Annotated in this window: 23 protein-coding genes; 11 read left to right on the top strand and 12 right to left on the bottom strand. The window is 63.0% G+C overall.

From position 1 onward, the window contains the following. Position 1: 1 nt before the first annotated feature. The 3 genes from cobG to ung form a co-directional block, all read right to left on the bottom strand. Complete coding sequence (cobG, locus tag M728_RS14060; protein ID WP_026620664.1) at positions 2-1,363, bottom strand: precorrin-3B synthase; 1,362 nt, start codon at positions 1,361-1,363, stop codon at positions 2-4. Positions 1,364-1,478: 115 nt separating this feature from the next. Next, positions 1,479-2,249: a precorrin-6A synthase (deacetylating) gene (cobF, locus tag M728_RS14065; protein WP_026620663.1), complete on the bottom strand. Its 771-nt coding sequence runs from the start codon at positions 2,247-2,249 to the stop codon at positions 1,479-1,481. Positions 2,250-2,345: 96 nt separating this feature from the next. Further along, positions 2,346-3,071 (bottom strand): uracil-DNA glycosylase, encoded by a 726-nt coding sequence (ung, locus tag M728_RS14070; RefSeq protein ID WP_026620662.1) that lies wholly within the window; start codon positions 3,069-3,071, stop codon positions 2,346-2,348. A 187-nt stretch (positions 3,072-3,258) separates the two neighbouring features. On the opposite strand from ung, the gene modA reads away from it, so the two are divergent. From modA to modC, 3 genes are all read left to right on the top strand, one after another. Continuing rightward, positions 3,259-4,089 carry a molybdate ABC transporter substrate-binding protein gene (gene modA / locus M728_RS14075; RefSeq protein WP_370906474.1) on the top strand — a complete coding sequence of 277 codons (831 nt, stop codon included), beginning with the start codon at positions 3,259-3,261 and terminating at the stop codon, positions 4,087-4,089. A gap of 111 nt (positions 4,090-4,200) precedes the next feature. After that, positions 4,201-4,893 (top strand): molybdate ABC transporter permease subunit, encoded by a 693-nt coding sequence (gene modB / locus M728_RS14080; protein WP_026620660.1) that lies wholly within the window; start codon positions 4,201-4,203, stop codon positions 4,891-4,893. Continuing rightward, positions 4,890-5,963, top strand: a complete 1,074-nt coding sequence (gene modC / locus M728_RS14085; protein WP_026620659.1) for a molybdenum ABC transporter ATP-binding protein — start codon at positions 4,890-4,892, stop codon at positions 5,961-5,963. Before modB ends, modC begins: the two co-directional genes overlap by 4 nt. Here modC and M728_RS14090 read toward each other — a convergent pair. Beyond that, positions 5,938-6,333 (bottom strand): winged helix-turn-helix domain-containing protein, encoded by a 396-nt coding sequence (locus M728_RS14090; RefSeq protein WP_034883584.1) that lies wholly within the window; start codon positions 6,331-6,333, stop codon positions 5,938-5,940. The genes modC and M728_RS14090 overlap by 26 nt on opposite strands. Positions 6,334-6,482: 149 nt before the next feature. Between M728_RS14090 and M728_RS14095 the strand changes: the two genes are divergently transcribed. The 5 genes from M728_RS14095 to lpdA all read left to right on the top strand — a co-directional run bounded on the left by M728_RS14095 (position 6,483) and on the right by lpdA (position 13,121). Continuing rightward, positions 6,483-7,814: an FAD-binding oxidoreductase gene (locus M728_RS14095; RefSeq protein ID WP_026620658.1), complete on the top strand. Its 1,332-nt coding sequence runs from the start codon at positions 6,483-6,485 to the stop codon at positions 7,812-7,814. A 355-nt stretch (positions 7,815-8,169) separates the two neighbouring features. Next, positions 8,170-9,402 (top strand): 3-methyl-2-oxobutanoate dehydrogenase (2-methylpropanoyl-transferring) subunit alpha, encoded by a 1,233-nt coding sequence (locus M728_RS14100; RefSeq protein WP_026620657.1) that lies wholly within the window; start codon positions 8,170-8,172, stop codon positions 9,400-9,402. 1 nt (position 9,403) lies between these two features. Continuing rightward, positions 9,404-10,417, top strand: coding sequence for an alpha-ketoacid dehydrogenase subunit beta (locus M728_RS14105; protein ID WP_026620656.1), 1,014 nt, complete (start codon positions 9,404-9,406; stop codon positions 10,415-10,417). 4 nt (positions 10,418-10,421) lie between these two features. Further along, entirely contained in the window at positions 10,422-11,720 is a 1,299-nt protein-coding gene (locus M728_RS14110) for a dihydrolipoamide acetyltransferase family protein (RefSeq protein WP_026620655.1), read from the top strand. Positions 11,721-11,726: 6 nt separating this feature from the next. Beyond that, positions 11,727-13,121, top strand: coding sequence for a dihydrolipoyl dehydrogenase (gene lpdA / locus M728_RS14115; RefSeq protein ID WP_026620654.1), 1,395 nt, complete (start codon positions 11,727-11,729; stop codon positions 13,119-13,121). A gap of 220 nt (positions 13,122-13,341) precedes the next feature. Here lpdA and M728_RS14120 read toward each other — a convergent pair whose 3' ends face one another. The 5 genes from M728_RS14120 to hmgA all read right to left on the bottom strand — a co-directional run bounded on the left by M728_RS14120 (position 13,342) and on the right by hmgA (position 18,923). After that, a complete protein-coding gene (locus M728_RS14120) occupies positions 13,342-14,523 on the bottom strand; it encodes an acetyl-CoA C-acyltransferase (protein ID WP_026620653.1) in 1,182 nt (393 codons plus the stop codon). A gap of 235 nt (positions 14,524-14,758) precedes the next feature. Continuing rightward, positions 14,759-15,643 (bottom strand): formyltetrahydrofolate deformylase, encoded by an 885-nt coding sequence (gene purU / locus M728_RS14125; protein WP_026620652.1) that lies wholly within the window; start codon positions 15,641-15,643, stop codon positions 14,759-14,761. A 160-nt stretch (positions 15,644-15,803) separates the two neighbouring features. Then, a complete protein-coding gene (gene maiA / locus M728_RS14130) occupies positions 15,804-16,457 on the bottom strand; it encodes a maleylacetoacetate isomerase (RefSeq protein WP_026620651.1) in 654 nt (217 codons plus the stop codon). A 9-nt stretch (positions 16,458-16,466) separates the two neighbouring features. Continuing rightward, positions 16,467-17,483, bottom strand: coding sequence for a fumarylacetoacetate hydrolase family protein (locus tag M728_RS14135; protein ID WP_026620650.1), 1,017 nt, complete (start codon positions 17,481-17,483; stop codon positions 16,467-16,469). A 78-nt stretch (positions 17,484-17,561) separates the two neighbouring features. Further along, positions 17,562-18,923: a homogentisate 1,2-dioxygenase gene (gene hmgA / locus M728_RS14140; RefSeq protein WP_026620649.1), complete on the bottom strand. Its 1,362-nt coding sequence runs from the start codon at positions 18,921-18,923 to the stop codon at positions 17,562-17,564. 79 nt (positions 18,924-19,002) lie between these two features. On the opposite strand from hmgA, the gene M728_RS14145 reads away from it, so the two are divergent. After that, the gene (locus M728_RS14145; protein ID WP_026620648.1) at positions 19,003-19,461 is read left to right on the top strand and encodes a MarR family winged helix-turn-helix transcriptional regulator; all 459 of its coding nucleotides are present in this window, start codon (positions 19,003-19,005) and stop codon (positions 19,459-19,461) included. Positions 19,462-19,464: 3 nt separating this feature from the next. Here M728_RS14145 and M728_RS14150 read toward each other — a convergent pair whose 3' ends face one another. Then, a complete protein-coding gene (locus M728_RS14150; protein WP_026616095.1) occupies positions 19,465-19,944 on the bottom strand; it encodes an Lrp/AsnC family transcriptional regulator in 480 nt (159 codons plus the stop codon). Positions 19,945-20,074: 130 nt separating this feature from the next. On the opposite strand from M728_RS14150, the gene hppD reads away from it, so the two are divergent. Next, positions 20,075-21,190, top strand: coding sequence for a 4-hydroxyphenylpyruvate dioxygenase (gene hppD, locus M728_RS14155; protein ID WP_026620647.1), 1,116 nt, complete (start codon positions 20,075-20,077; stop codon positions 21,188-21,190). A gap of 107 nt (positions 21,191-21,297) precedes the next feature. On the opposite strand, the gene M728_RS14160 is transcribed toward hppD, so the two are convergent. After that, positions 21,298-22,080: a response regulator transcription factor gene (locus M728_RS14160; protein WP_026620646.1), complete on the bottom strand. Its 783-nt coding sequence runs from the start codon at positions 22,078-22,080 to the stop codon at positions 21,298-21,300. 1,114 nt (positions 22,081-23,194) lie between these two features. After that, on the bottom strand, positions 23,195-23,677 hold the full coding sequence (locus M728_RS14165; RefSeq protein ID WP_026620645.1) for a hypothetical protein: 483 nt from the start codon (positions 23,675-23,677) through the stop codon (positions 23,195-23,197). Positions 23,678-24,218: 541 nt separating this feature from the next. On the opposite strand from M728_RS14165, the gene M728_RS14170 reads away from it, so the two are divergent. Continuing rightward, positions 24,219-25,958 (top strand): hypothetical protein, encoded by a 1,740-nt coding sequence (locus M728_RS14170; RefSeq protein WP_026620644.1) that lies wholly within the window; start codon positions 24,219-24,221, stop codon positions 25,956-25,958. Positions 25,959-25,975 lie beyond the last annotated feature (17 nt).

Genomic DNA, 25,975 nt, shown 5'->3' on the forward strand with positions numbered 1-25,975 from the left:
TCTATCCCTGTTCAAACGCTTGAGCGATGCGCGCGGTCCCGAGCCGTGTAAGACAGGAGAGCGCCGATTCGCCAGCGTCTTTATTTTGCCGCACCAGGCTATTGAGAGCGGCCAGTGCGGATCGTATTCGGTTTTCATCCCTGTAGGCACTCGGCGCGACGGAAGCAGTGCCATTTACGACAAGCGCATATCCTGATGGCGCACCGACGAGCGCCAGCGGAGAGGCCGCCGGCCTGGCGCATCCCTTGCGGCAGCCGGAAAGGTGCACGATAAGCGAACCGTCGAGAAGGTCAGGCGCCGCTTCGATCATTAGCGCTGCTGTCGCCTTGGTGTCCATCCGGGCCGAAGCGCAGGCGAGGCCGGCGCAGGTCGCTATATGATTGCGCGGATCGTCGCAGGAGACGAGAAACCCGTGTGCGTGCGCGAGGTGCTGCGCCAGTGCTGCCGCCTCGTTCGAAAGCCCGAGCACGAAAAGGCCGTGTCGCGGCGCTAGGCGGATCTCGGTGGCCCCAAGCTCCTCGACCTGCCGGATGAAGGCGGTGAGATTGGCCGCATCGGTCTGCGCAAAGGCCAGGCCGAGGCCGAGCACAATGCCAGCACGGCCGAAAGCATGGATGCCCGCCGGCGGCAAAGGTCTGCCGCCGTCGCCTGCAGGCGGCAAGTCCATGTCGGAGGGCCAGAGCTGGCGAAGGCGATCCGCATCGAGGTCGCGGCCGCGGGCCGCGGGGCCAAGCGCGTTGAGACCAGTCAGCACATCCATGACTGCGGCGACCGCTTCTCGCGCCTTGAGAAGGGCAATGGGCGTCGCCGAGTGCGCCGTGCCGGCGATCGAAAGCAGCCAGAAAACACGTTTGTCCCGGACGATCGCACTGAGACGCAGATCGGCGACCATGTCTTGAAGATGGAAACGGCCGCCGCCGTCGACGACGATCGACAGTTTCGGCGCAAGCCTGAGCGCCCGTGCGCGGGAAATCGCCGCCCGCAACGCCTGCGCCAGCGGCCGGGGATCGCCGATCTCGTCCGGGTCGAATCCGGCAAGCGGCGGCGTCTCGATCGCAACGCCCTCGGCAATGGCGATCCCCGCCTTCCCGATCGCTTCGGTTAGCGCCGGAACGCTCGCTGCGGTCAGACCGCGGATCTGCAGGTTTCCTCGCGCGGTGATCTCGATGATCCCGCTGCCGCATGCCGCGGCCGCGCCGGCAAGCGCCTTCACTTCCGCCGGCGTCAGGCCAACGGCCGCGGGCCTCAGCCGCACGAGCAGCCCGTCACCGGTCTGCATCGGGGCGGCGAGCGACGGACAGGCGCCACGGCGCATCGATGTGCCGGTTCCGGATAACTCAGGTGGCGCGGCGCAGCTTGTCATCGTCCTCCGTCATCCTTCGCAAGAAATGCCGCCTCGGCGGCCATTTCCTGATGGAGCCTATACCACAGGCCGGTGCCTTGAGAGAGATCAAAGGCACTCGAAGACCTTCGGGCGACTATTCATCGAAATCGGCCCCCTTGCGCAGAAGATAGATGTCCATGATCCAGCCCATGCGCTCGCGCGCCGCCTCGCGTGCTTTCAGAATCTCGTCCTTCACCTCGGCAAGACGCCCGGAAATTAAGATCTCGTCCGGCGTTCCGAGATAGGCGCCCCAATAGATCTCAGCGTCGGGATCTTCGATCTTCCGAAACGCCTGCTCGCCGTCGAGCATCACGACCGCCGTCTCGCTTCTGTGCGGAAAGCTCTCCGTAAGCCGTCGGCCGGTTGTTATCTCGACCGGCTTGCCGACGAGATTGAGCGGGATGCGGTGGCTGGCGCAGAGCGCCTGCACGCTGGTGATGCCGGGAACGACGTTGAAATCGAAGGTGATCCGTCCCTGAGCTTTCACCCTTTCGACGATGCGGATCGTGCTGTCATAGAGCATCGGATCGCCCCAGACGAGGAAGGCGCCGGTCTGTCCATCTGCAAGTTCGTCCTTGAGCAGCGCCTCGTAGGTAGCGGCAATGCTCGCATGCCAGTCGTCGACGCTTTCGATATAGCTGCGACCTTCGGTGCTGCGGACCGGCACGGCGAATTCGACTGTACGGCTGTCGCTCCGCGTAACATAGCGACCGCAGATCTCGCGGCGCACTTCGGCGAGCTCCGTCTTCTTCGCTCCCTTGGTCGGGATGAAGAGCACGTCGGCCCGGTTCAGCGCATTGATCGCCTGGATCGTCATGTGTTCGGGGTTACCCGCACCGATACCGATGATCAGAATGTGCCGCATGCCTCTCTCCTTCGCGCTGACAGCGCATGGGGCCGTCTTTGGCGGATCGAGGTCGCGGGCGCAAGTCCGTTCGCGACGGGAGGCGCAATCACCGCGTCAACAGATGGGCGCGATCTGCCGGTCGACTGCCAGCGGTGGGTCCTCCGGCAGCCGCCAATCGATCAGATCGAGCCCCTTGGACACAAGGAAGGCGTTTGCCTTGGAGAAATGCCGGCAGCCGAAGAAACCGGAGTGGGCCGAGAGCGGCGAGGGATGCGGCGCAGTCAACACCAGATGCCGGGAACGATCAACGAACGCCGCCTTCCTTTGCGCATAGGAGCCCCAGAGCATGAAAACGACCGGCTGCTCCTGCTCGTTGACGGCGCGAATGACGGCATCCGTGAAGCGCTCCCAGCCGCGCCCCTGATGCGAAGCGGCCCGGCCGCGCTCGACCGTCAGCACGGCATTGAGGAGCAGCACTCCCTGCAGCGCCCAGCTCTCGAGGAAGCCGTGGCGGGCCGGTGGAATGCCAAGGTCTTCTTGAAGCTCCTTGTAGATATTGACAAGCGACGGCGGTACGCGCACGCCCGGCCGCACGCTGAAGCAGAGCCCGTGCGCCTGGCCGTCTCCGTGATAGGGGTCCTGACCGAGAATGACGACGCGGACCTTGCCGAGCGGCGTCAGGTCGAGCGCCCGGAAATACTCGCTTCCCCTCGGAAAGATTTGCCGGCCCTGCTGCCTTTCTTCCACTAGGAAGCGCTTGAGATCAGCCATGTAGCTGTGACGGAATTCCGGCGCCAGCGCGGCCTTCCAGCTTTCTTCCAGCCTGATCGTCGCATCCATAAGCGTCGTCACCTTGTTTCGTCTCCATGGAATTTAGACGTGCGACCGACCATCGCAAGCGCCTCTGCAACATTTGGCCATCTCGGTTCACCGTTTTGATTACCCTCTCACGACAGCATTGTATTTCTTCAGATATAGCGCTACCAAAACAGCCATGCGTTATATCTTCGGAAATATCACGGGTGAGATGGAGGCAGGTGTGACGAGAAGACGGAGAGACTGGCTCAAGGCGATGAGATCTAGAGGTCTCGGACTGAAGACTTTGGCTCTGGCGCTTGGCATCGTCGTGGCGGGAGCCGCTTTCGCCCCCGCCAATGCGGCGGAAAAGGTGACCATATTCGCAGCGGCAAGCCTTAAGAACGCCCTCGACGCAATCAACGAGGAATGGCGCAAAGAAACCGGCAAGGAGACGACCACCTCCTATGCGGCAAGCTCGGCTCTGGCAAAGCAGATCGAACAGGGGGCGCCCGCCGACATCTTCATCTCGGCCGACCTTGCCTGGATGGATTATCTTGCCGACGGGAAGCTGATTAAGGCCGATACCCGCTCCAACCTGCTCGGCAACCGCATCGTTCTCGTTACCGCGAAGCCAGACGCCGAAGCCGTCGAGATCAAGCCAGGCCTCGACCTCACCGGCCTTCTCGGCGACGGACGCCTGGCGATGGGTGCCGTCGATTCCGTCCCCGCCGGCAAATACGGCAAGGCAGCACTCGAAAACCTAGGGCTTTGGCCAAGTGTCGCCCCGAAGGTAGCCGGCGCCGAAAGCGTGCGCGCCGCCCTCCTTCTCGTGTCGCGCGGCGAGGCGCCCTTGGGTATCGTCTATCAGACCGACGCCGCGGCCGATCCGGGCGTGAAGGTGATCGGCACCTTCCCGGAAGACAGCCATCCGCCGATCATCTACCCGATCGCCATCACCGCCGAAAGCAAGAATGCCGATGCGGCGGCGTATCTCCAATTCGTCAGATCACCAAAGGCCGCTGCGCTTTTCTCGGCGCAAGGCTTCGCGGTGCTGGAATAGTTCGGCTCCTCTTCAGGAAGAGAAGCGAAGCACGTATTGTCGCCTTCTCCGCCGCAACTCCGGTTGCGCGGCGGCGCGTTTCGAGAACAGGGGTTTCGACGTTTGGACTGGATGAGCCTGAGCGACGCGGAGTGGACGGCCGTCCGGCTAAGCCTCCGGGTGGCCACCGTCGCCATGCTGTCGAGCCTGCCTGTCGCGCTTCTTGTCGCCATGGCGCTGGCGCGCGGTCGCTTCTGGGGCAAGTCGGTCCTGAACGGCCTCGTCCACATGCCGCTGATCCTGCCGCCGGTCGTTACCGGCTTCGTGCTTCTCCTGCTCTTCGGTCGGCGCGGACCGATCGGCGCCTTCCTTGCCGAGCATCTGGGGCTCGTCTTTTCCTTCCGCTGGACGGGGGCGGCACTCGCCTGTGCCGTCATGGGCTTTCCGCTTATGGTGCGCAGCATCCGACTCTCGATCGAAACGGTCGACCGCAAGCTCGAACACGCCGCCGCAACGCTCGGTGCGAGCCCCAGCTGGGTCTTCCTGACCGTGACGTTGCCCCTGATCCTTCCCGGCATCGTCGCCGGCATGATCCTCTCCTTCGCCAAGGCCATGGGCGAGTTCGGGGCGACGATCACCTTCGTCTCCAACATCCCCGGCGAGACGCAGACCATCTCCGCGGCGATCTACACCTTCACGCAGGTGCCGGGTGGCGATGCGGGCGCAATGCGTCTCACCATCATATCGATCGTCGTCTCGATGGCGGCGCTCATGCTGTCGGAGATTCTCGCCGCGGCCGCGGCGCGGCGAACGGTGGCTGCATGAGGCTCGAGGTCGAAGCGCGTCATCGGATCGGCTCCTTCACGATCGACGCCGCCTTCGGCTCCGACGGTGGAGTGACAGCACTTTTCGGCCGCTCCGGCTCTGGCAAGACGTCGCTCGTCAATATCATCGCCGGTCTCCTGCGAGCTGACGCGGGCCGTATCGTCCTTGACGGTGACGTGATCGCCGACAGCACGCGCGGGGTCTTCACACCTATCCACCGCCGCCATTTCGGCTATGTGTTCCAGGAAGCCCGGCTCTTTCCGCATTTGAGCGTCCGGCGCAATCTCGCCTATGGACGCTGGTTCGCAGGCGCGAGCGAGTCCGCGTCGGAATTCAGCAGGATCGTCGAAATGCTCGGTATAGGCCACCTGCTCGATCGGCGCCCGTCAACGCTTTCGGGCGGCGAGCGCCAGCGCGTCGCCGTCGGCCGGGCGCTGCTCGCCTCTCCCCGCCTGCTCCTGATGGACGAGCCGCTCGCCGCCCTCGATGAGGCAAGAAAGGCCGAGATCCTGCCCTATCTGGAACGACTTCGCGACGAGACCCGGATCCCGATCGTCTATGTCAGCCACTCGGTGGCCGAAGTCGCGCGGCTGGCCGAACGCGTCGTCGTGCTCGACGATGGCCGGGTGAAGGCAGCCGGCGACGTTTCCGCGGTCCTCAGCCAGCCCGCCGCCACGCTTGCGGTCGACCGGCGGGAGGCTGGCGCGCTGATCGGAGGCGTCGTCGACAGTCATGACAGCCATCACTATCTGACTTTGGTGCGCGCCGGCGAATGTCTCATCCGCGTGCCGCACCTTCTCGCGCCGCCAGGGCGGAGCCTGCGCCTCTACATTGCCGCTCGCGATGTCATGCTGGCGACCACGCGCCCGGAAGGCATCAGCGCGCTCAACGTGCTTGAAGGAAGGATCGCCGATCTGTCGCCGGCGCAGCAAGGCAGCGTCGACGTTCGTGTGGATTGCGGCGGCAACATTCTGCTCGCCCGCATCACCGCGCTCTCCCGCGATGCGTTGGAATTAGCACCCGGAAAGGCGGTCCACGCCATCATCAAGACCGTCGCGCTGGACTACTAGGTTCATCCACCTCGTCGGAGTCGCGCATAGCCGCCAGCCAATGGAGGTCATCTTCGATTGCGGCGCGCGTCTTGGCTTCCATCGCGCGGAAGCGCACAATCAGCATTTCGCCGAAGGCGGTGACCACCGCCCCGCCGCCCTGCTTGCCGCCCCGCTGCGACTCGACGGACGGCTCCTTGAACAGGCGGTTCAAGGCATCGACGAGCAGCCAGGCACGCCGGTAGGACATGTCCATCGCCCGTCCGGCGGCGGAAATCGAGCCGGTTTCACGGATGAGTTCGAGAAGCATGATCTTGCCGCGCCCAAGCCGCTCGTCCGGCGGGAAATCGATGCGGAGGATGGGGCGGAGTTTTTCGTCGGTATCGCACATGGAGCAAACATAAAGGCTACGGCAAGAGACGGAAAGGCGCGCCCGTACGGGGACCTGTGCATGGAGACCGGAAAACCGGCCTCGCGGGCTTGATCGAAGCCGCCAACGGATGCAGCGATAGGAAAAAGCGCCCGCGAAGAGACAACATCATGCCCGGTCCCACTCTCGATCCCGTCACGACGGACCATTCGCTGCCCAGAAAGGCCGACGTCGTCATCATCGGCGGCGGCATCATCGGTGTCAGCGCGGCGCTTTTCCTCGCCGAACGCGGCCTCAAGGTGGTGCTTTGCGAGAAGGGCGTGCTCGGCGGCGAACAGTCGAGCCGCAACTGGGGCTGGGTGCGCGTCATGGGCCGCGATCGCCGCGAGATTCCGCTCGCGATCGCGGCACTCAAGATCTGGGACACGCTCGATGCCCATGTCGGCGGCGAAACCGGCTTTCGCCGCAGCAGCATTCTCTACATATCTGAGACGGGGCAGGACGTCGCCAACCGCGATGCCTGGCTCGCACTGGCGAGACCCTACGGCGTCGACAGTCGTCAGATCGGCCCGGACGAAACATCGGCCCTGATGGCCGGGGCGGCGACCCGCTACAAAGGCGGCCTCTATACACCGAGCGACGGCAGGGCCGAGCCGCAGAAGGCGGTGCCGGCGATCGCCGCCGGTGCCCGCCGCGCCGGGGCGCATATCGTCACCGGCTGCGCTGTCCGTGGCATCGAGAAAAGCGCCGGCAGAATCAGTGCCGTCGTCACCGAGAAGGGCCGCATCGAAAGCTCCAGCGTGGTGCTTGCCGGCGGCGCCTGGTCGCGGCTCTTCTGCAAAGGCCTCGGGATCCGGCTGCCGCAACTGAAGGTGCGCAACACCGTGCTCAGGACCGCGCCGATCGAGGGCGGGCCGGAGGGCGCTGGCGCAACGGCGACCTACGCCTACCGCAAGCGCCTCGACGGCGGCTACACGATCGCCACCGCAGGCGCAAACCTGCACCCACTCGTGCCGGACACCTTTGCATTTTTCCGCGACTTTCGGCCGGCGCGAAAGGCCGAGAGCGAAGCCGTACAGGTGGGGCTCAGCGCCCAGAGCTGGCGCGAGCTTCTCGAGATCGCACCCCAACCGCTCGATCGACCGGGCGCCTTCGAGAGATGCCGCATCCTCGATCCGCGTCCCGATCCCAAATCCGTGCTCAGAGCTTTCGAGGAAGCGAGAAAGGCTCTTCCGAAGCTCCGCGCCGTCGAACCGGTGCAGATCTGGGCCGGCCTGATCGATGTCACGCCGGACGTGGTGCCGGTTATTTCCCACGCGGAACAGGTGCCGGGCCTCGTCATCGCCACCGGTTTTTCGGGCCACGGCTTCGGCATTGGACCTGGCGCCGGGCACCTCGTCGCGGATCTCGTGACCGGGGAGAAACCCATCGTCGATCCTGCCGAGTTTCGGCTGTCGCGCTTCTCCGACGGCACGCCGATCGAGATCGCACCGCCCGTCTGAGATCCTTGAACGCCCCTCACCGGCAAAGATCGCGAAAGAAAATTACCCGAACACGCGACCCTGCGCCGGCTTGAAGATCGGCCCGGCGCGAGCGTCGGCATGAATCTGTCTTTCTTCAGGCGGACGAGCGGATCGCGGTCGAAAAGCCTTCATGAAAGCCCTGACTCGTGGCAGTCTGTGATCATAACCCTTTGGGAGAACGAGGGTTGTCGGCAAGCCAGGCAGGCCTGAGGGCGGAGGAGCGCGCTCAGGCGATTTGCCCCGCCGCCATCAGCATCGCATGACCTCGCGAGGCTTTTCCCTCGAGGGCTGACCTGCTTGCGATGCGCAATCCGGAAGGGAGGCCGGAATCCGCATGGACGAATTCAGTCGACTAAGTCTGCATATTCCCGAGCCGGCCGTCCGGCCAGGCGATCAGCCAGATTTCTCCAACGTCAAAATCCCGAAGGCGGGCTCCGTGCCGCGGCCCGAGGTCGACGTGGAGCCCGAAGCGATCCGCGATCTCGCCTATTCGATTATCCGCGTGCTCAACCGTGAGGGCGAGGCGGTTGGCCCCTGGGCCGGGCTCCTTTCGGACGAGGAGTTGCTGACGGGCCTCCGGCACATGATGCTGCTCAGAGCCTTCGACGCGCGCATGCTGATGGCGCAGCGCCAGGGCAAGACGTCCTTCTACATGCAGCATCTCGGCGAGGAGGCCGTGAGCTGCGCCTTCCGCAAGGCGCTTCGCAAGGGCGACATGAACTTCCCGACCTACCGCCAGGCCGGCCTTCTGATTGCCGACGACTATCCCATGGTCGAGATGATGAACCAGATCTTCTCGAACGAGAGCGATCCCTGCCACGGCCGCCAATTGCCGGTCATGTACACCTCCAAGGAACACGGCTTCTTCACGATCTCCGGCAATCTCGCCACCCAATATGTCCAGGCCGTCGGCTGGGCCATGGCATCGGCGATCAAGAACGACACCCGGATCGCCGCCGGCTGGATCGGCGACGGTTCGACGGCCGAGTCGGATTTCCACTCCGCCCTGGTCTTCGCCTCCACCTACAAGGCGCCCGTCATCCTCAACATCGTCAACAATCAATGGGCGATCTCGACCTTCCAGGGCATCGCCCGCGGCGGCTCCGGCACCTTCGCCGCTCGCGGTCTGGGCTTCGGCATTCCGGCGCTGCGCGTCGACGGCAATGATTATCTTGCCGTCTATGCGGTCGCCCGCTGGGCGGCGGAGCGGGCGCGCCGCAATCTGGGCCCGACGCTGATCGAATATGTGACCTATCGCGTCGGTGCGCATTCGACCTCCGACGATCCGAGCGCCTATCGCCCCAAGACGGAATCGGAAGCCTGGCCCCTCGGCGACCCGGTATTGCGGCTCAAGAAACACCTGATCGTGCGCGGCGTCTGGTCCGAGGAGCGGCATGCGCAAGCCGAGGCGGAAATCATGGACGAGGTGATCCAGGCACAGAAACAAGCGGAAAGCCATGGCACGCTGCATGCCGGCGGCAGACCTTCGGTGCGCGACATCTTCGAGGGCGTCTATGCCGAGATGCCGCCGCATATCCGCCGCCAGCGGCAGAAGGCGGGGTACTGAAATGGCCAGGATGACAATGATCGAAGCGGTGCGCAGCGCCATGGACGTCTCGATGGCACGCGACGAGGATGTCGTCGTCTTCGGTGAAGATGTCGGCTATTTCGGCGGCGTTTTCCGCTGCACCCAGGGACTTCAGGCGAAATACGGCAAGACCCGCTGTTTCGACGCGCCGATCAGCGAGTCCGGCATCGTCGGCACCGCGATCGGCATGGCGGCCTACGGGCTGAAGCCTTGTGTCGAGATCCAGTTCGCCGACTACATGTATCCGGCCTACGACCAGCTAACCCAGGAGGCGGCGCGGATCCGCTACCGCTCGAACGGCGACTTCACCTGCCCGATCGTCGTGCGCATGCCGACAGGCGGCGGCATCTTCGGCGGCCAAACCCACAGCCAGAGCCCGGAAGCGCTCTTCACCCATGTCTGCGGCTTGAAGGTCATCGTGCCTTCGAATCCCTATGACGCCAAGGGTCTTCTGATCTCGGCGATCGAGGATCCGGACCCGGTCATGTTCCTCGAGCCGAAGCGGCTATACAACGGCCCCTTCGACGGCCACCACGAGCGCCCGGTCATCCCCTGGTCGAAGCACGAGCTCGGCGACGTGCCCGACGGACACTACACCATCCCGATCGGCAAGGCGGAAATCCGCCGCCAGGGTTCGGCGGTAACCGTGATCACCTATGGTACGATGGTGCATGTGGCGCTCACGGCTGCGGAGGAAACGGGGATCGACGCGGAAGTGATCGATCTGCGAAGCCTCTTGCCGCTCGACCTCGAGACGATCGTGCAATCGGTGAGAAAGACCGGACGCTGCGTCGTCGTGCACGAGGCGACGCTGACCTCGGGCTTCGGTGCAGAGGTCGTATCCCTCGTGCAGGAACATTGCTTCTATCATCTCGAAGCCCCGATCGTGCGGGTGACCGGCTGGGACACGCCCTATCCGCACGCCCAGGAATGGGATTACTTCCCCGGCCCGGCGCGCGTCGGCCGCGCGCTCATGGAAGCAATGGAGGGCTGACGCGATGGGCGAATTCATTCTCAAGATGCCGGATGTCGGCGAAGGCGTCGCCGAGGCCGAGCTTGTCGAATGGCATGTGAAACCCGGCGACCCGGTCCGCGAGGATATGGTGCTCGCCGCCGTCATGACCGACAAGGCGACCGTCGAGATCCCCTCGCCGGTCTCCGGCAAGGTATTGTGGCTCGGAGCGGAAGTCGGCGATACCGTTGCCGTGAAAGCGCCGCTCGTCAGGATCGAGACAGCCGGCGAGGTAGGCGAACCACCCCCGGACAGCGTTCCGGAAGCGCTTGCCGAAGCAGTGCTCGAAGAGCCCTTGGCCGCCGCGCCTGCCCCAGCGCCCCAGCCGAAGAGGGAGGAAGTGCTGCGGCCGAAGCCTGAGCAGGCCGCCTCGAAACCGGCGCCAACGCCACGCGAAGCACAGGACCTCTCGAAGAAACCGCTGGCTTCGCCGGCGGTGCGACTGCGCGCCAAAGAGAGCGGTATCGATCTCCGCCAAGTGATCGGCACGGGACCCGCCGGCCGCATCACCCATGAGGACCTCGATCTCTTCATCAGCCGCGGAGCCGAGCCGGTGCCGGCGCAAATCGGCCTCGCCCGCAAGACCGCGGTCGAGGAGATCAAGGTTACAGGTCTCCGCCGGCGGATCGCCGAGAAGATGTCTCTTTCGACCTCGCGGATCCCCCACATCACCTATGTGGAGGAGGTGGACATGACGGCGCTCGAGGACCTGCGGGCGACGATGAACCGGGACCGCAAGCCCGAGCAGCCGAAGCTGACGGTCTTACCCTTCCTGATGCGTGCGCTCATCAAGACGGTCGCGGAACAGCCCGGTGTCAACGCCACCTTCGACGATCATGCTGGCATCATCCACCGACACGCGGCCGTTCACATTGGCATTGCCACCCAGACGCCTGCCGGGCTTACCGTGCCGGTCGTACGTCACGCCGAGGCACGCACGATCTGGGATTGCGCTGCGGAGCTGAACCGCTTGGCGGAAGCCGCCCGCACCGGCACCGCGACGCGCGACGAGCTGACCGGCTCGACGATCACCATCTCTTCCCTTGGCGCTCTCGGGGGCATCGCCTCGACGCCCGTCATCAACCATCCGGAAGTCGCGATCGTCGGCGTCAACAAGATGGCGATCCGTCCGGTCTGGGACGGTACGCAATTCGTGCCACGCAAGATCATGAATCTCTCGTCGAGCTTCGACCATCGCGTCATCGACGGCTGGGATGCCGCGGTCTTCGTCCAGCGGCTGAAGACGCTGCTCGAAACACCGGCGCTGATTTTCGTTGAAGGGTGAGAAGCCATGAAGGAAATATCCTGCAAGCTCCTGGTGCTCGGCGCCGGTCCCGGCGGCTATGTCTGCGCGATTCGCGCCGGCCAGCTCGGCGTCGACACGGTGATCGTCGAAAAGGCGAAGGCCGGCGGCACATGCCTCAACGTCGGCTGCATCCCTTCGAAGGCACTGATCCATGCCGCCGAGGAGTATTACAAACTTCGTGCGGCCGCCTCCGGCAAGAGCCCGCTCGGCCTGTCCTTGAATGCGCCGGCGATCGATCTCAGGCGGACCGTCGCCTGGAAGGACGGCATCGTCGGGCGGCTTAACGGCGGCGTCACCGGGCTCCTGAAGAAGGCGGGCGTCAAGGCCGTGGTCGGTCAGGCGCGCTTCGTCGACGGCAAGACGGTGGATGTGGAAACGGAGACCGGCTTGCAGCGCATTCGCGCCGAGGCAGTGGTGATTGCCACCGGTTCGGCGCCGGTGGAGCTTCCGGACCTGCCGTTCGGCGGCAATGTCATCTCCTCGACCGAAGCGCTTGCGCTGACAGAGGTGCCCGAGACGCTCGCCGTCATCGGCGGCGGTTATATCGGCCTCGAACTCGGCACCGCATTCGCCAAGCTCGGCTCGAAGGTGACGGTGCTCGAAGCCATGGACCGCATCCTGCCGCAATATGATGCCGACCTTTCAAGGCCAGTGATGAAACGTCTCGGCGAACTCGGCATCGACGTCTATACCCGCACTGCGGCCAAGCGGCTTGCGGCCGATCGGCGCGGTTTGCTTGCCGAAGAGAACGGGCGCGCCTTCGAGGTGCCGGCTGAGAAGGTGCTGGTGACTGTCGGCCGCAGGGCGGTTACCGAGGGATGGGGACTGGAGGAGATCGATCTCGACCGGTCCGGCCGCTTCATACGCATCGACGAGCAGTGCCGCACCTCGATGCGCGGCATCTATGCGATCGGCGACGTGACCGGCGAGCCGATGCTCGCCCATCGCGCCATGGCCCAGGGCGAAATGGTCGCCGAGATCGTCGCCAGGCAGAAGCGAAGCTGGGACAAGCGCTGCATTCCGGCCGTCTGCTTCACCGACCCGGAAATCGTCAGCGCCGGGCTTTCGCCAGAGGAAGCCCGCGCGACCGGCATCGAGGTCAAGATCGGTCAATTTCCCTTCCAGGCGAACGGCCGTGCGATGACGACACTTGCGGAAGATGGCTTCGTGCGCATCGTCGCCCGCGCCGACAACCATCTCGTCCTCGGCATCCATGCGGTTGGCCATGGCGTCTCGGAGCTCTCCGCCACCTTCGCGCTAGCGATCGAGATGGGTGCGCGTCTTGAGGATATCGCCGGGACGATCCACGCCCATCCGACCCAGTCGGAGGCTTTCCAGGAGGCCGCCTTCAAGGGATTGGGGCACGCGCTGCATATTTGAGGCTGTTCGCCGCTCACCAACTCCGCCGCCGTGAACACCCACCCCTCCCCAACCCTCCCCACAAGGGTGAGGGGCTTGGCGGCGACACGCTCCTCCTCATCTCGATGCCTTTGAGGCTGTTGTAACGGCGATAAAGAAAGAAGAAGGCGCAGCGGGAGTAAGCCCCTCCCCCCGGTGGGGAGGGTTTGGGGAGGGTCCTTTGAGTGACTCCCAAAACGCCCTACTGCAACAACTCCAGCCCCACCGCCGTCGCCTCGCCGCCGCCGATGCAGAGGGAAGCGATGCCGCGCTTGACGCCGTTGGCGCGCATTGCATGGAGCAGGGTCACGACGATACGGGCGCCCGAGGCGCCGATCGGGTGACCGAGCGCGCAGGCGCCGCCATGGATGTTGACGATGTCGTCGGAAAGCCCGAGATCGCGGATGGCCGCCAGAGCGACGACGGCGAAAGCTTCATTGATTTCGTAGAGGCCGACGCTTCCCTTTTCCCAGTTAAGCTTGTCAATGAGCTTTTCGATGGCGCCAATCGGCGCGGTGGTGAACCAGGCGGGCTCCTGCGCATGGCCGGCATGGCCGGCGACGATCGCGAGCGGCGTCAACCCGCGCTTCTCCGCCTCGCTCGCCCGCATCACGATGAGCGCCGCGGCACCGTCGGAAATCGAAGAGGAATTGGCGGCCGTGACGCTGCCGCCGTCGCGGAAGGCCGGCTTCAGCTTCGGGATCTTCGCCGGATCGGCCTTCATCGGCTGTTCGTCCCGGTCGAGATTGGCGCTCCCTCGCTTGCCGCCATCGGTGATCGTGACGATCTCCTCGGCAAAGGACGTGTCTTCCGCCGCCTTCAAGGCACGTTCGAGCGAGCGAACGGCGAAGGCATCCTGATCGGCGCGGGAGAATTGATAATGCTGCGCCGTATCCTCCGCATAGGTCCCCATCAGGCGGCCCGAATAGGCATCCTCAAGTCCGTCGAGGAACATGTGGTCCTTGACCTCGCCGTGGCCGAGGCGGAAACCGCCGCGGGCCTTGGGCAGGAGGTAAGGGGCATTCGTCATCGACTCCATGCCGCCGACGGCAACGACGGATGCGCTGCCGGAGAGGAGCCCGTCATGGCCGAGCATCAGCGCCTTCATGCCCGAGCCGCAGACCTTGGAGACGGTGGTCGAGGGCGTCTCCTCGCCGAGGCCGGCGCCGAGCGCCGCCTGCCGGGCCGGGTTCTGTCCGAGCCCCGCCGGCAGAACATTGCCCATCAGCACCTCGTCGACCGCACCAAGACCGGCGCGATCGAGCGCCGCCTTCAGCGCGACGGCACCGAGCTCCGGCGCCGTCAAATCCTTGAGGCCGCCCTGAAAGGCGCCCATCGGCGTACGCGCCGCCGAAACGATGACCACCGGATCGCGATTGCTCATCTCAAGTCCTCCCGCAAGGAACGCGCGGGCTTTCCGCCCCTCATCCCGCTGCCGCCCTTCTCCCCGCAGGCGGGAAGAAGGAGCCGCGTCGCCCAAGTCCCCTCTCCCCATCCTTACGGGGAGAGGGTTAGTCCTCGGGTTAAACCCGAGGAGAGGGGCAATCGCCCGCTTCGTCATAATTCAGGAGTGACTATAAGCCGCGACGACGGCGAAGCAACAGCGGGTAGTCCCGGCGTCAGCCCATCCGCTCGGACGCATAGCTCCCCGGGCTCGGCGGGAAGACTACGACGCGGTTGCCGTTGATGAAGCAGCGGTGGTGGATGTGCGCGTGCACGGCCCGCGCCAGCACCTGGCTCTCTACGTCGCGGCCGATCGAGACGTAGTCCTCGGCGCTCTGGGCATGGGTGATGCGGGCGATGTCCTGCTCGATGATCGGACCTTCGTCGAGATCGGCGGTGACGTAATGGGCCGTCGCGCCGATCAGCTTGACGCCGCGCTCATAGGCCTGCTTGTAGGGGTTGGCGCCCTTGAACGACGGCAGGAAGGAGTGGTGGATGTTGATGATCTTCCCCGACATCTTCTTGCAGAGCGCATCCGAAAGCACCTGCATGTAGCGGGCAAGCACGATCAGCTCGGCGCCGGTCTGCTCGACGATCTCCATGAGCTGGGCTTCCGCCTTCGGCTTGTTCTCCTTCGTCACCTTGATGTAGTGGAAGGGGATGTCGTGGTTGACGACGACCTTCTGGTAGTCGAAGTGGTTGGAGACGACGCCGACGATGTCGATCGGCAGCGCGCCGATCTTCCAGCGGTAGAGCAGGTCGTTGAGGCAATGGCCGAAACGCGACACCATCAGGAGCACCTTCATGCGTTCCTCGGAATCGCGGATCTCCATCGTCATGTCGAAACGCTTGACGACCGGGCTGAAGCCCTCGCGCAATTCTTCGAGCTTCGCGCCTTCCTGGCTGATGAAGGTGAGGCGCATGAAGAAGAGACCGGTTTCGAGATCGTCGAATTGCGAACTGTCGGTGATGTAACAGCCCTTTTCCGCCAGATAGCCTGTTATGGCGGCGACGATGCCGCGGGTGGATTTGCAGGTGACGGTCAGCACATAGCTTTTCATCGATGGGTCTCTCGTTCTTGAGGTGTTTCCGCGCCCCCTTACACGGGCAGTCACGCGAAAACTAGCGTGACGATCCATGCCCCGCCGATCCATTCGCGACATCGGCTGGACGGAACGGGTCACGGCTGCGCCAGCCGCAACGGCAATCGGAATGGGCTCGCTAATGCTTTGCCTGATCGGGATGCGCCCTTGCGAAGGCGTCGATCTCGGCGCAGCGTTGATCTATGGCGACGATCCGCGGGCAAGGAGAGAGATCGAGCTCCCAGCGCCGGGCATTGTAGACCTGCGGCACGAGGCAGATGTCCGCCATGGTCGGACTATCGCCGTGGCAGAACGCGCCGGTCGAGGGGTGATCGAGCATCCGCTCGAGAGCGGCGAGGCCCTCGCCGATGAACTTCTGCATCCATGCCCGCCGCGCGGCCTCGCCGTCCTCAGCCGCTGCCATGACATGCGCAACGACGCCGAGATTGCAGACGGGATGGATCTCCATCGCGACGGCATAGGAAAGCGCCCGAACGCGTTGCCGGCCGAGCGCATCGGCGGGAAGAAAGCTGCTGCCGGCCCGCGTCTCCGCAAGATATTCGATGATAGCGAGCGATTGCGTCAGGCGCTCGCCATCGATATCGAGCACCGGGACCAGACCCTGCGGATTGCGCTCAAGATGCTCGGGCGTGCGATGCGCCTTTGCAAGCAGATCGACCGGAACGGAGCGGTAGTCTTCGCCGATGAGGTTGAGGGCGACCCGCACGCGGTAGCTCGCCGAGGAGCGCCAGTAGTCGTAAAGAACGGTTTCGTTCGACACCTTCGCCTCCACGGCACCGCTTCAGGCGCGCTCGTATCTCTCGATCTTCTGCTCGATCGCGCCGAAGATGGAGTGGCCGCTTTCGTCCTTCATCTCGATCCGAACGACATCGCCGAACTTCAGGAACGGTGTTTTCGGCGCGCCGCTCTCGATCGTCTCGATCATGCGCAGTTCGGCAATGCAGGAATAGCCGACGCCGCCCTCAGAAACCGGTTTTCCCGGCCCGCCGTCGAGCTTGTTGGAAACGGTCCCCGAACCAATGATTGTGCCGGCGGAAAGCGGCCGGGTCCTGGCGGCATGCGCGATCAATTGCGGAAAAGCGAAGGTCATGTCGATCCCGGCATTGGCGCGGCCGAAGGGCCTGCTGTTCAGATCGACCTTGAGCGGCAGATGCAGCCTGCCACCTTTCCAGGCCTCGCCCAATTCGTCCGGCGTCACCGCCACCGGAGAGAAGGCTGAGGAGGGTTTCGACTGATAGAATCCGAATCCCTTGGCGAGCTCCTCGGGGATGAGCCCACGCAGCGAAACATCGTTGACGAGCATGATGAGGCGGATCGCATCCCTCGCCTCCTCGGGCGTCGCGCCCATCGGCACGTCGTCGACGATCGCCGCGACCTCCCCCTCCATGTCGATGCCCCAGGCCTCGTCGGCCATCAGGATCGGATCGCGCGGGCCCAGGAAATTGTCGGAGCCGCCCTGGTAGATCAGCGGATCGGTCCAGAAACTCGCCGGCATCTCGGCATTGCGCGCCTTTCGGACGAGCTCGACGTGGTTGACGTAGGCCGAACCGTCCGCCCAGTGAAAGGCCCGCGGCAGCGGCGATGCGGCGTCGTGCTCGTGAAAGCGCATGGTCGGCTGCGACCCGGTCTCGATCCCCTCGGCGACGCGCGCAAGCCGCGGCCCCGCATGCGCCCAGTCATCGAGCGCTGCCTGGAGCGTGCGGGCGATATGGCCCACCTCGGAACAACGGGTCAGGTCTTTCGAGACCACGATGAGCTTTCCGTCGCGGGTGGAGTCTTTCAGCGTCGCGAGTTTCATGGTGTTTCCCGATGTGTGTCGTTGATCCGCGCCGGACGGCGCGGATCAACGAAGAATGTCACGGATTGCCGGCGGAAGTCACTTGATTCCGGGCGTGCCGTCGAATTTCCGCTCGAGCCCGGACCAGCAGTCGATGTAATCGTCCTGCAGCGTCTCCAGTTCGCCCGCAAACTTGGTCAGTTGCTGCGGGAAGCGGGTCTCGAACATGAAAGCCATGGTGTTGTCGAGCTTGACCGGCTTCAGCTCGCCGTTCGAGGCCTTCTCGAAGCCGGAGAAATCCGGTCCGTGCGCCAGCATCATGTTGTGCAGGCTCATGCCGCCCGGCACGAAGCCCTCCTCCTTCGCATCGTAGCGCCCGTAGATCAGGCCCATGAACTCGCTCATGATGTTGCGATGATACCAGGGCGGGCGGAACGTATGTTCGGCGACCAGCCAGCGCGGCGGGAAGATGACGAAGTCGACATTGGCCGTGCCCTCCTCTCCCGAGGGTGCGGTGAGCACCGTGAAGATCGACGGATCGGGATGGTCGAACAGGATCGCGCCGACCGGCGAGAAGGTCTTGAGGTCGTATTTGTAGGGCGCGTAATTGCCGTGCCAGGCGACGACGTCGAGCGGCGAATGGCCGATCTCGACCATGTGGAAGGAGCCGCACCATTTCACCTGCACCCGGCAAGGCGTTTCCTTGTCCTCGTAAGCGGCAACAGGCGTCTTGAAGTCGCGCGGATTGGCGAGGCAATTGGCGCCGATCGGGCCGCGATCCGGCAGCGTGAATTTCGCTCCGTAATTCTCACAGATATAACCGCGCCAGACCTGCTCCTCGCCGACGCGCGTGACCTTGAACATTGTACCGCGCGGCACGAGGCAGATTTCCGACGGCTCCACATCCATCTTGCCGAGTTCGGTGAAGACCTGGATGGCGCCGGCTTCTGGCACGATCAAAAGCTCTCCATCGGCGTTGAAGAAATAGTCGTCCATCATGTCGGCATTGAAGGCATAGACATGCGCGGCCATTCCGGCTTGCGTAAGCGCATCGCCCGCCGTCGTCATGGTGCGGATGCCTTCAAGGAAGTTGAGGGTGCCCGTTGGAACGGGAAGAGGGCTCCATCGCAACTGCCCGAGCGCGAGTGAATGCTCGACGATGTGCGGCGCCGTCTTCCAGAGAGGATAATCGATCCTGCGGAAACGACCCGTATGGCGCACGCTCGGCCGAATGCGATAGAGCCAAGATCGTTCGTTGGTGCCGCGCGGCGCCGTGAATGGCGAGCCGGAGAGCTGCTCGGCGTAAAGGCCATAGTTGCATTTCTGCGGACTGTTCTGCCCCTGCGGCAGGGCGCCGGGCAGACTTTCAGTTTCGAAGTCGTTGCCGAAACCGGGCATGTAATTGAGCGTCTGTTCCTGGCCCGCTGCGGTCCCGCGCCGCTTTTCCGCCTTCTCCAACATGGCTTGCACCTCCTCGTCTCCTCGTCATATTAGTTACAATCGTAACTATTGATTTTGTAACTATCAAGGACAGGAGCGAATGGCGGGGAACGGGTTCGAATTGGAGACATTCCTGCCCTATCGGCTGAACCGCGCGGCGGAATTCGTGGCGCTGCGCTTCGCCGCGCAATACAAGGCGCGCTTTCAGCTCACCCGTCCCGAATGGCGAACGCTCGCCGCGCTCGGCAGTTCGGGCCGTAGCATGACGGCAACCGAGATCGGCGCACATTCCTCCATGCACAAGACGAAGGTGAGCCGCGCCGTCTTCAGCCTCGAGCAGCGCCGATGGCTCAAGCGCGAGGAGGATGGCCGCGATCGCCGCTTCGAGCACTTGGCGCTGATGCCGGCAGGTGAGCAGGCCTATAAGGAATTGACGAAACTCGCGAGTCGTTATCAGGCGGAACTGCTTTCCACCCTCGGCGCGGACGATATGGAAGCGCTCGCCACAGGCCTGCGCGCTGTGGAACGGGCGATGAAGAAATCGGTCGCACGTCAGTAATCGCTAACCCTTCATTCGCTCCGGTATCGGTAGCCCTTCGAAACTCTTGAGCGTTTCGAGCACGATCGAAGTCTTCACGTGCTGGACGCTGTCGTGCGGCAAGAGCACGTCGTTCACGAAATGCGACAGCCCGGCAAGGTCGGGAGTCACCACGCGCAGGTGATAGTCCATCTCGCCGGTCAGCGCATAGGCTTCCAGCACCTCCGGCAGGCTGGAGACGAGCTTCGCGAAACGCTTGGCATTGTCGCGGTTGTGCGTGGCGAGCGTCACTGAAATCACCACCATAAGATCGAGCCCCAGCTTCTGGCGGTCGATCTGCGCCTGATAGCCGGTGATATAGCCTTCCGCCTCCAGCCGGGTGCGCCGCCGCGAGCATTGGGAGGGTGAGAGCGCGATCCGCTCGGACAATTCGTTGTTGGTCAGGTGTCCATCACGCTGCAATTCGCTGAGGATCTTGAGGTCGAATCCGTCAAGCTGCTCCATTCATGCGTCCCCGTGTCATCTTCCGCATATTTCATGCATCATTCTCGTCAATTGATGCAAGAATACAAGCATCATGCATCGGGTTTGCGCCATACTTCAACGGAGTTTGGAGGATAAGAGGAGACTTCCGATGGGCCCGTTCCCGCACGACGCACCGCCTGCAAATATCTCGGCGGACAATCCCGCCGGAACGGACGGATTCGAGTTCGTCGAATTCGCCCACCCGGAACCGGAGAAGCTCAAGGACCTCTTCAGTCGTATGGGCTACACGCCGGTTGCCAGGCACAGGACGAAGAACATCACCGTATGGCGTCAGGGCGACATCAACTACATCCTGAACGCGGAGCCTGGCTCGCATGCCATGCGCTTCGTCGACAAGCACGGGCCCTGCGCCCCGTCGATGGCCTGGCGTGTCGTCGACGCGAAGCATGCCTTCGAGCACGCCGTTGCGAAAGGTGCCGAGCCCTATGCCGGCAATGACAAGAGCCTCGACGTGCCTGCAATCGTCGGCATTGGCGGCTCGCTTCTCTACTTCGTGGAAACCTACGGCGAAAAGGGCTCCGCCTACGAAGCCGAGTTCGAATGGCTGGGCGAGCGTGATCCGAAGCCGGCCGGCGTCGGTTTCTATTATCTCGACCACCTGACCCACAACGTCTATCGCGGCAATATGGACAAGTGGTGGGCCTTCTATCGCGAGCTGTTCAATTTCAAGCAGATCCACTACTTCGACATCGACGGTCGCATCACCGGCCTCGTCAGCCGCGCGATCACCTCGCCCTGCGGCAAGATCCGGATTCCCTTGAACGAGTCGAAGGACGACACCAGCCAGATCGAGGAATATCTGAAGAAGTACAAGGGCGAAGGCATCCAGCACATCGCCGTCGGCACCGAGGCGATCTACGACGCCGTCGACAAGCTGGCCGAGAACGGCCTCAAATTCATGCCGGGACCGCCGGAGACCTACTACGAAATGTCGCACGAGCGCGTCCACGGCCACGAGGAACCGGTCGAACGGATGAAGGAGCACGGTATCCTGATCGACGGCGAGGGCGTGGTGAACGGCGGCATGACGAAGATCCTGCTGCAGATCTTCTCCCGCACCGTCATCGGGCCGATCTTCTTCGAATTCATCCAGCGCAAAGGCGACGAGGGCTTCGGCGAAGGCAACTTCCGCGCGCTGTTCGAATCGATCGAAGCCGATCAGATCCGCCGTGGCACCCTCAAGAATCCGCAGGCTGCCGAATAGACGGCCGCCGCAATACAGCCTCACGGCGCCGCACGTCACTTCGTGCGGCGCCGTGAGTAGCCTTCAAGATGATAATCTCGGCGCTGCGCATGCAAAAAGGCGGCGCGTCAGTTGCGCCAACGCGAGGGCATGCGGAGCGAGCCGAGATCCGCTTCGCTTCTGAAGTAGCGCGACGCCGCCTCCGTCCGATTGCGCACGTTCATCTTCTTGTAGATGTTGCGAACATGCACCTTGACGGTGTTCTCGGAGAGGCCGAGCCGATCGGCGATGATCTTGTTCTGCGTACCCATGCAGATGAGATCGAGAATCTGAATCTCGCGCGCCGTCAGTACGCCTTTGCCGATGCCGGCGCCGCTTTCCAGATCGATGCTTTCACAAACCGCCTCCTGTTGCGCGACAAGACCACCGGCAGCGAGTCCTTGTGGCGCCAAACGCCTGAGCAGTGCGGCGGGAAAATGCTCTCCCCCCTTCATGAGGAGGTCGATAACCGTCAGGCAGACGTCGAGATGGAGATTGCGCGGCAGGACGCCGTGAATCAGTCCCTCGTCAACGAACCCGGCGATCGACGAGTCGAGATCGTCCGCATCCTCTACGACCAGACCGATCGCCGCCTTCGGATGAAACTCACGGATCATCCTGATGATCGATGGAAATGCCGCCGTGGGCATGCGATAGAGCATGACCAGGCTTAGGTCCACGAGATTCCCGTCCAAAAGGCCGTCGGCATCGGAAAGGCTCACGACTTCCTGATCTTGAAAACGCGCACTGATCGCCTGCGTCAGGCATTCGGCGAACAGGTCGGTCTTGGCGAGCATCAGGATCTTACTTTTCTTCTGCAATACCTTGTTGTTATCTTCAAAGTTGCTCAGACTCGAGCTCGTACGATACATTTACCCCTCCTTAGACCCCCATATTTCTGCGGGTTTCTGACCCGTGGGGAGGGCCCAGTGCTTGAAAATTTATTCGGTTAAAAAAACGAATTTACCGTTAAGGAAAAATTCGTAATGACTAATCTATCGTAAATATGGGGGATCGCAAACCACCCAAAAGGGCTAGATGAGTGCCACATTCTCGTCTAAATCGTTCGAAAGTGAACCATTTTTGGGCTAATTGGCGGAAATACAGGCGCTAGGCCAAAGGCAATCCCGCTATCTTCTCGCTTCCAGCGGCGATCCTTTGCTTTTGACGGGTAAATGTGGCGTCACCGGCAGACGGGAAGAGCGCGCAATCGCGGCCGGTCCCGCCAACCTCCGTCGTTGGATGGGGCCCTGCGACGGCTCGCCCGCCGGGTCATGCATCCACAACCGTACTCACAACGAATTACTGCCACAGGTGCTCCGGCGCCGGATCACGCTCCATCGGCCGAAGGGCGTTCCGATCGCTTGCCGGGCGCCTTCTTTCGTGGCTGCAACGGCGGCTGGCGATGCGCGAGCGGGAAAGCCCGTAAATCTCCAAATATTACCATTGCGTTAACGCGGAAGGCCGATTGACCTGACGACGCACCAGCGCACGAGCTGGGGGGTCGGCGCGCCGTCTCCTGCCTCGACGCATGCGCTTCGAGCGGTGATGGTCGCAGCCGCAGGGCGAGCGCCGTGAGTCCTAACTACAATTGATAGCTTTCGCTCCGTCGCATTCCGGATCACACTCCGATCGTCGCACAGGCTTTTGTGCGTCTCCGGGCAATGTCCAGCGTATCCGGAAGTATCTATATTGCGCACATATGACTAAGCGTATGACTAAGTATTCAAACACGTAGTAATTTAGGCAGATGCCGCCAAGTATATTGAAAAGTAAAATATGGAAATCGGAACCCTTCGGTTGAACGAGAAGTTCATCTGAACTGTTAAGAGAGCCAGCGCCCCAAAAATCCCTATAAAAGATGAAAGGGTTTCGGTGCTGGCTCCCTCTTACCACATCCTTCGTGACGAGAGCTGGGGCCTGTCCGAACGCGCCGTTAAATCTTTCCGATAGATCCAGAAAATAGCCCGGCTGCCCTGAATTCGCTCAGCGCGGAAACGAGTGTCTCTCGACGATACTCCAGATCGCCCTGTTGATCTTCATGATTTGGTCGATCGCCTCGTTGATCCTCGCCACCTCCACATCGTCGATCTGTTCGATCTTGCCATACCTGATGGTGTCCTTGCTGTCGAAGATGGCCATCAGCTGCGTGCTTGCCTGGTCACCGGTCTCATCGAACGAATAGACGCAGTGGCTGTACTTGTTCCTGAGCTTTGCCCGTTTACCAAGCTGCTGAGTCACGGCCAGAATCTCCTGTCGGCGCTCGGGCGGCGTCTTGGCCATCTTGGCGAGCCGCTCTACGAGCTCGATGCGGGCGCGTGTCGTATTCAGCGTCAGGAAAATGATGACCGCAGTTTCCTTGTCCACATTCGCAAGGCCGGCAATCAGGTAGATGAGCAGACTTTCCGTGTTGGTCCACGTGTAGTTCAACTGTCCGATCAAGAGAAGTATCTCGTGAAATCTCTTCATAGGCGCTGGTTGTCGTTGCCGACACCTCCGTCAGGATCACTCATGTCCACTTCCGACAGGTTTCTTCCGATTGGAGTAGCTTTGGCCTTGAAGATCGGCCGCGGCAAGTACCTCGAAAGTGGTAGCGTCCACAAAACGACTCGCATGGTTTCCCTCCTATGACTCTCTCTTCCGCAATCAACCCTGAGGTGAGGTAAAAATCCCGCAGCTGCCCTGCGAGCTAATCCGAACAGGCAGCTTACAATTTGTGCAGGTTGCAACCAGACTGCCCAGGCAAATGAACGAGCAGGGAGGCTCGGGTCCGGGAGGACCAGGATTGCGCCGGACGCGCAATGGAGGCGAGGCCCGACTGCTCCAAACAGGGGAGGACTGCTGCTACCGCGACAATCTGTGTGCGAGATCCGGGCTGCGCCAGGCCGCCCCCGCGATCCAAATTTCATTGAAATACTTTGTTCATTTCACCCACCAGACCGCATGGCCCCAAACCGCGTGAGAGAAAAAGGCGGTTCGGCTGTCGCGGCCTCAACTTGAGGACATCTCTATGAGCAAGGATAAACATTTCCTGTGGCCGTGGGACAACCAAAGCCAAGATCAAGATCAGGACCAGAGCCAGCACGAGCTTCAAGCTCAGCTCGAACTTCAGAAGCAGAAGCAGGATCAGGACCAGGGGCAGGACCAAGGGCAGGATCAGGGGCAAGACCAGACGCAGTCCAGCGAGTCCTATAACCTCAACGGCAATCTGAACGGCAATGGCAATGCCAATGGAAACGCGAACGCCAACGGCAACGGGAACCTGAACGGGAACGGCAACGCCAACCTGAACGGGAACGGCAACGCCAACCTGAACGGGAACGGCAATGCCAACCATAACGGCAACGCCAACCTTAACGCGAACCTCAACAAGAACGAGACGAAGGTCGACGTCGAAAGCAAGACCGATGTCGATGTGGACGTAGATGTCGATCTTGACCTCTCGGGGTGGGAGCCGACGGACGATGATTTTGTGGATGTCGACAATTCGACCATTCACGGCATGGCGAGCGTCAGCTTCAAGGACATCTTGAACGACTCGCTTAATGGCTCCGGCAACGACGTTGGTAACGTCTTCAGCCAATCCGCCATCATGTCGGATGACGACCATCTGCACGACGTTTCGAACAGTGGCGTCCTGAACCAGAACGGCAACGCCAATGCCGGCTCCGCCACGTCTGACGACGGCATCGACGCCGGCGGCGACGGCGGCTCGGGTGGCGACGATGCCGATGCCGACGGCGGCAATGGCGGCGACGGTGGCAACGCACTTGGTGGCTTCGCCGGTGGTGGTAAGGCGATCGGCAGCGACGCCATCAACAATGGCTCTGCTGCCGGCGGCGATGGCCTCGGCGGCATCGCGGCAAGCGTCGGCGTCGGTACGGGCGGCACGAGCGGTAGCGCCAACGGCGGTACGGCTACCGCTGGCAACGGCGGTAACGGCGGTGCTGGCCTCGGCGTCGGACTCGGCCTCGGTGTTGGCCTCGGCGTCGGCGCGGCAGCCGGTGGCGACGGTGGCAACAGCACAGCCGGCAACGGCGGCGAGACGGGTGACGTCGAAAGCGACGACGCGAACGCTAGCGATGCCGGTAACGGCGGCGACGGTGCCGATACCGGCGACTTCTCGATTCCGATCCTGAACTTCGGCGGCGATGGCGGCGACAACGATGGCGGCAACAGCATCGCCGTTGGCAGGACCGGCAACGCCAATGGTGGCAGCTCGGGCGATGCAGGTGACGGCGGCGACGCGCTGGGCGCAGGCGTTGGCGTAGGTGCAGGCATCGGCCTCGGTGCCGGTAACGGCGGCGGTGGTGGTGGCGGTGGCTCAGCTACCGCGAACGGCGGAAGCACCGGTGCTGCAGGTGGCGGCGTCGGGACCGGCGGAGCTGCGACCGGCGGCGACGGCGATGGCGGCCTTGCCCTCACGGGTGCATGGGCAGGCGACACCTGGGCCGGTGGCGGCGTAGCCGGTGATGCCACGGGTGGAGCTGGCGGCGCTGGTGGAGCTGGCGGCATCGCGACGACCGGGGCTGGCGGAGCTGGCGGAGCCGGCGGCACGTGGGGTTCCTACAATGGAGACGATAGTTTCCTCGAAGGAATCTCCTCGGCAACGGCCGATGCGGTGATCGACACCAACGCCTTCAACCAGCAGATCGTGCTCGGCGCCAATCTGCAGGGCAATACCATCGACATGACGGTCGTCGGCGGCAACTACAGCAGCACGACGGTTGGCGAGGACGACGACGCCTGACCGTAAAGCGACGTCAC

The sequence above is a fragment of the Ensifer sp. WSM1721 genome (assembly GCF_000513895.2).
Classification (GTDB): Bacteria; Pseudomonadota; Alphaproteobacteria; order Rhizobiales; family Rhizobiaceae; genus Sinorhizobium.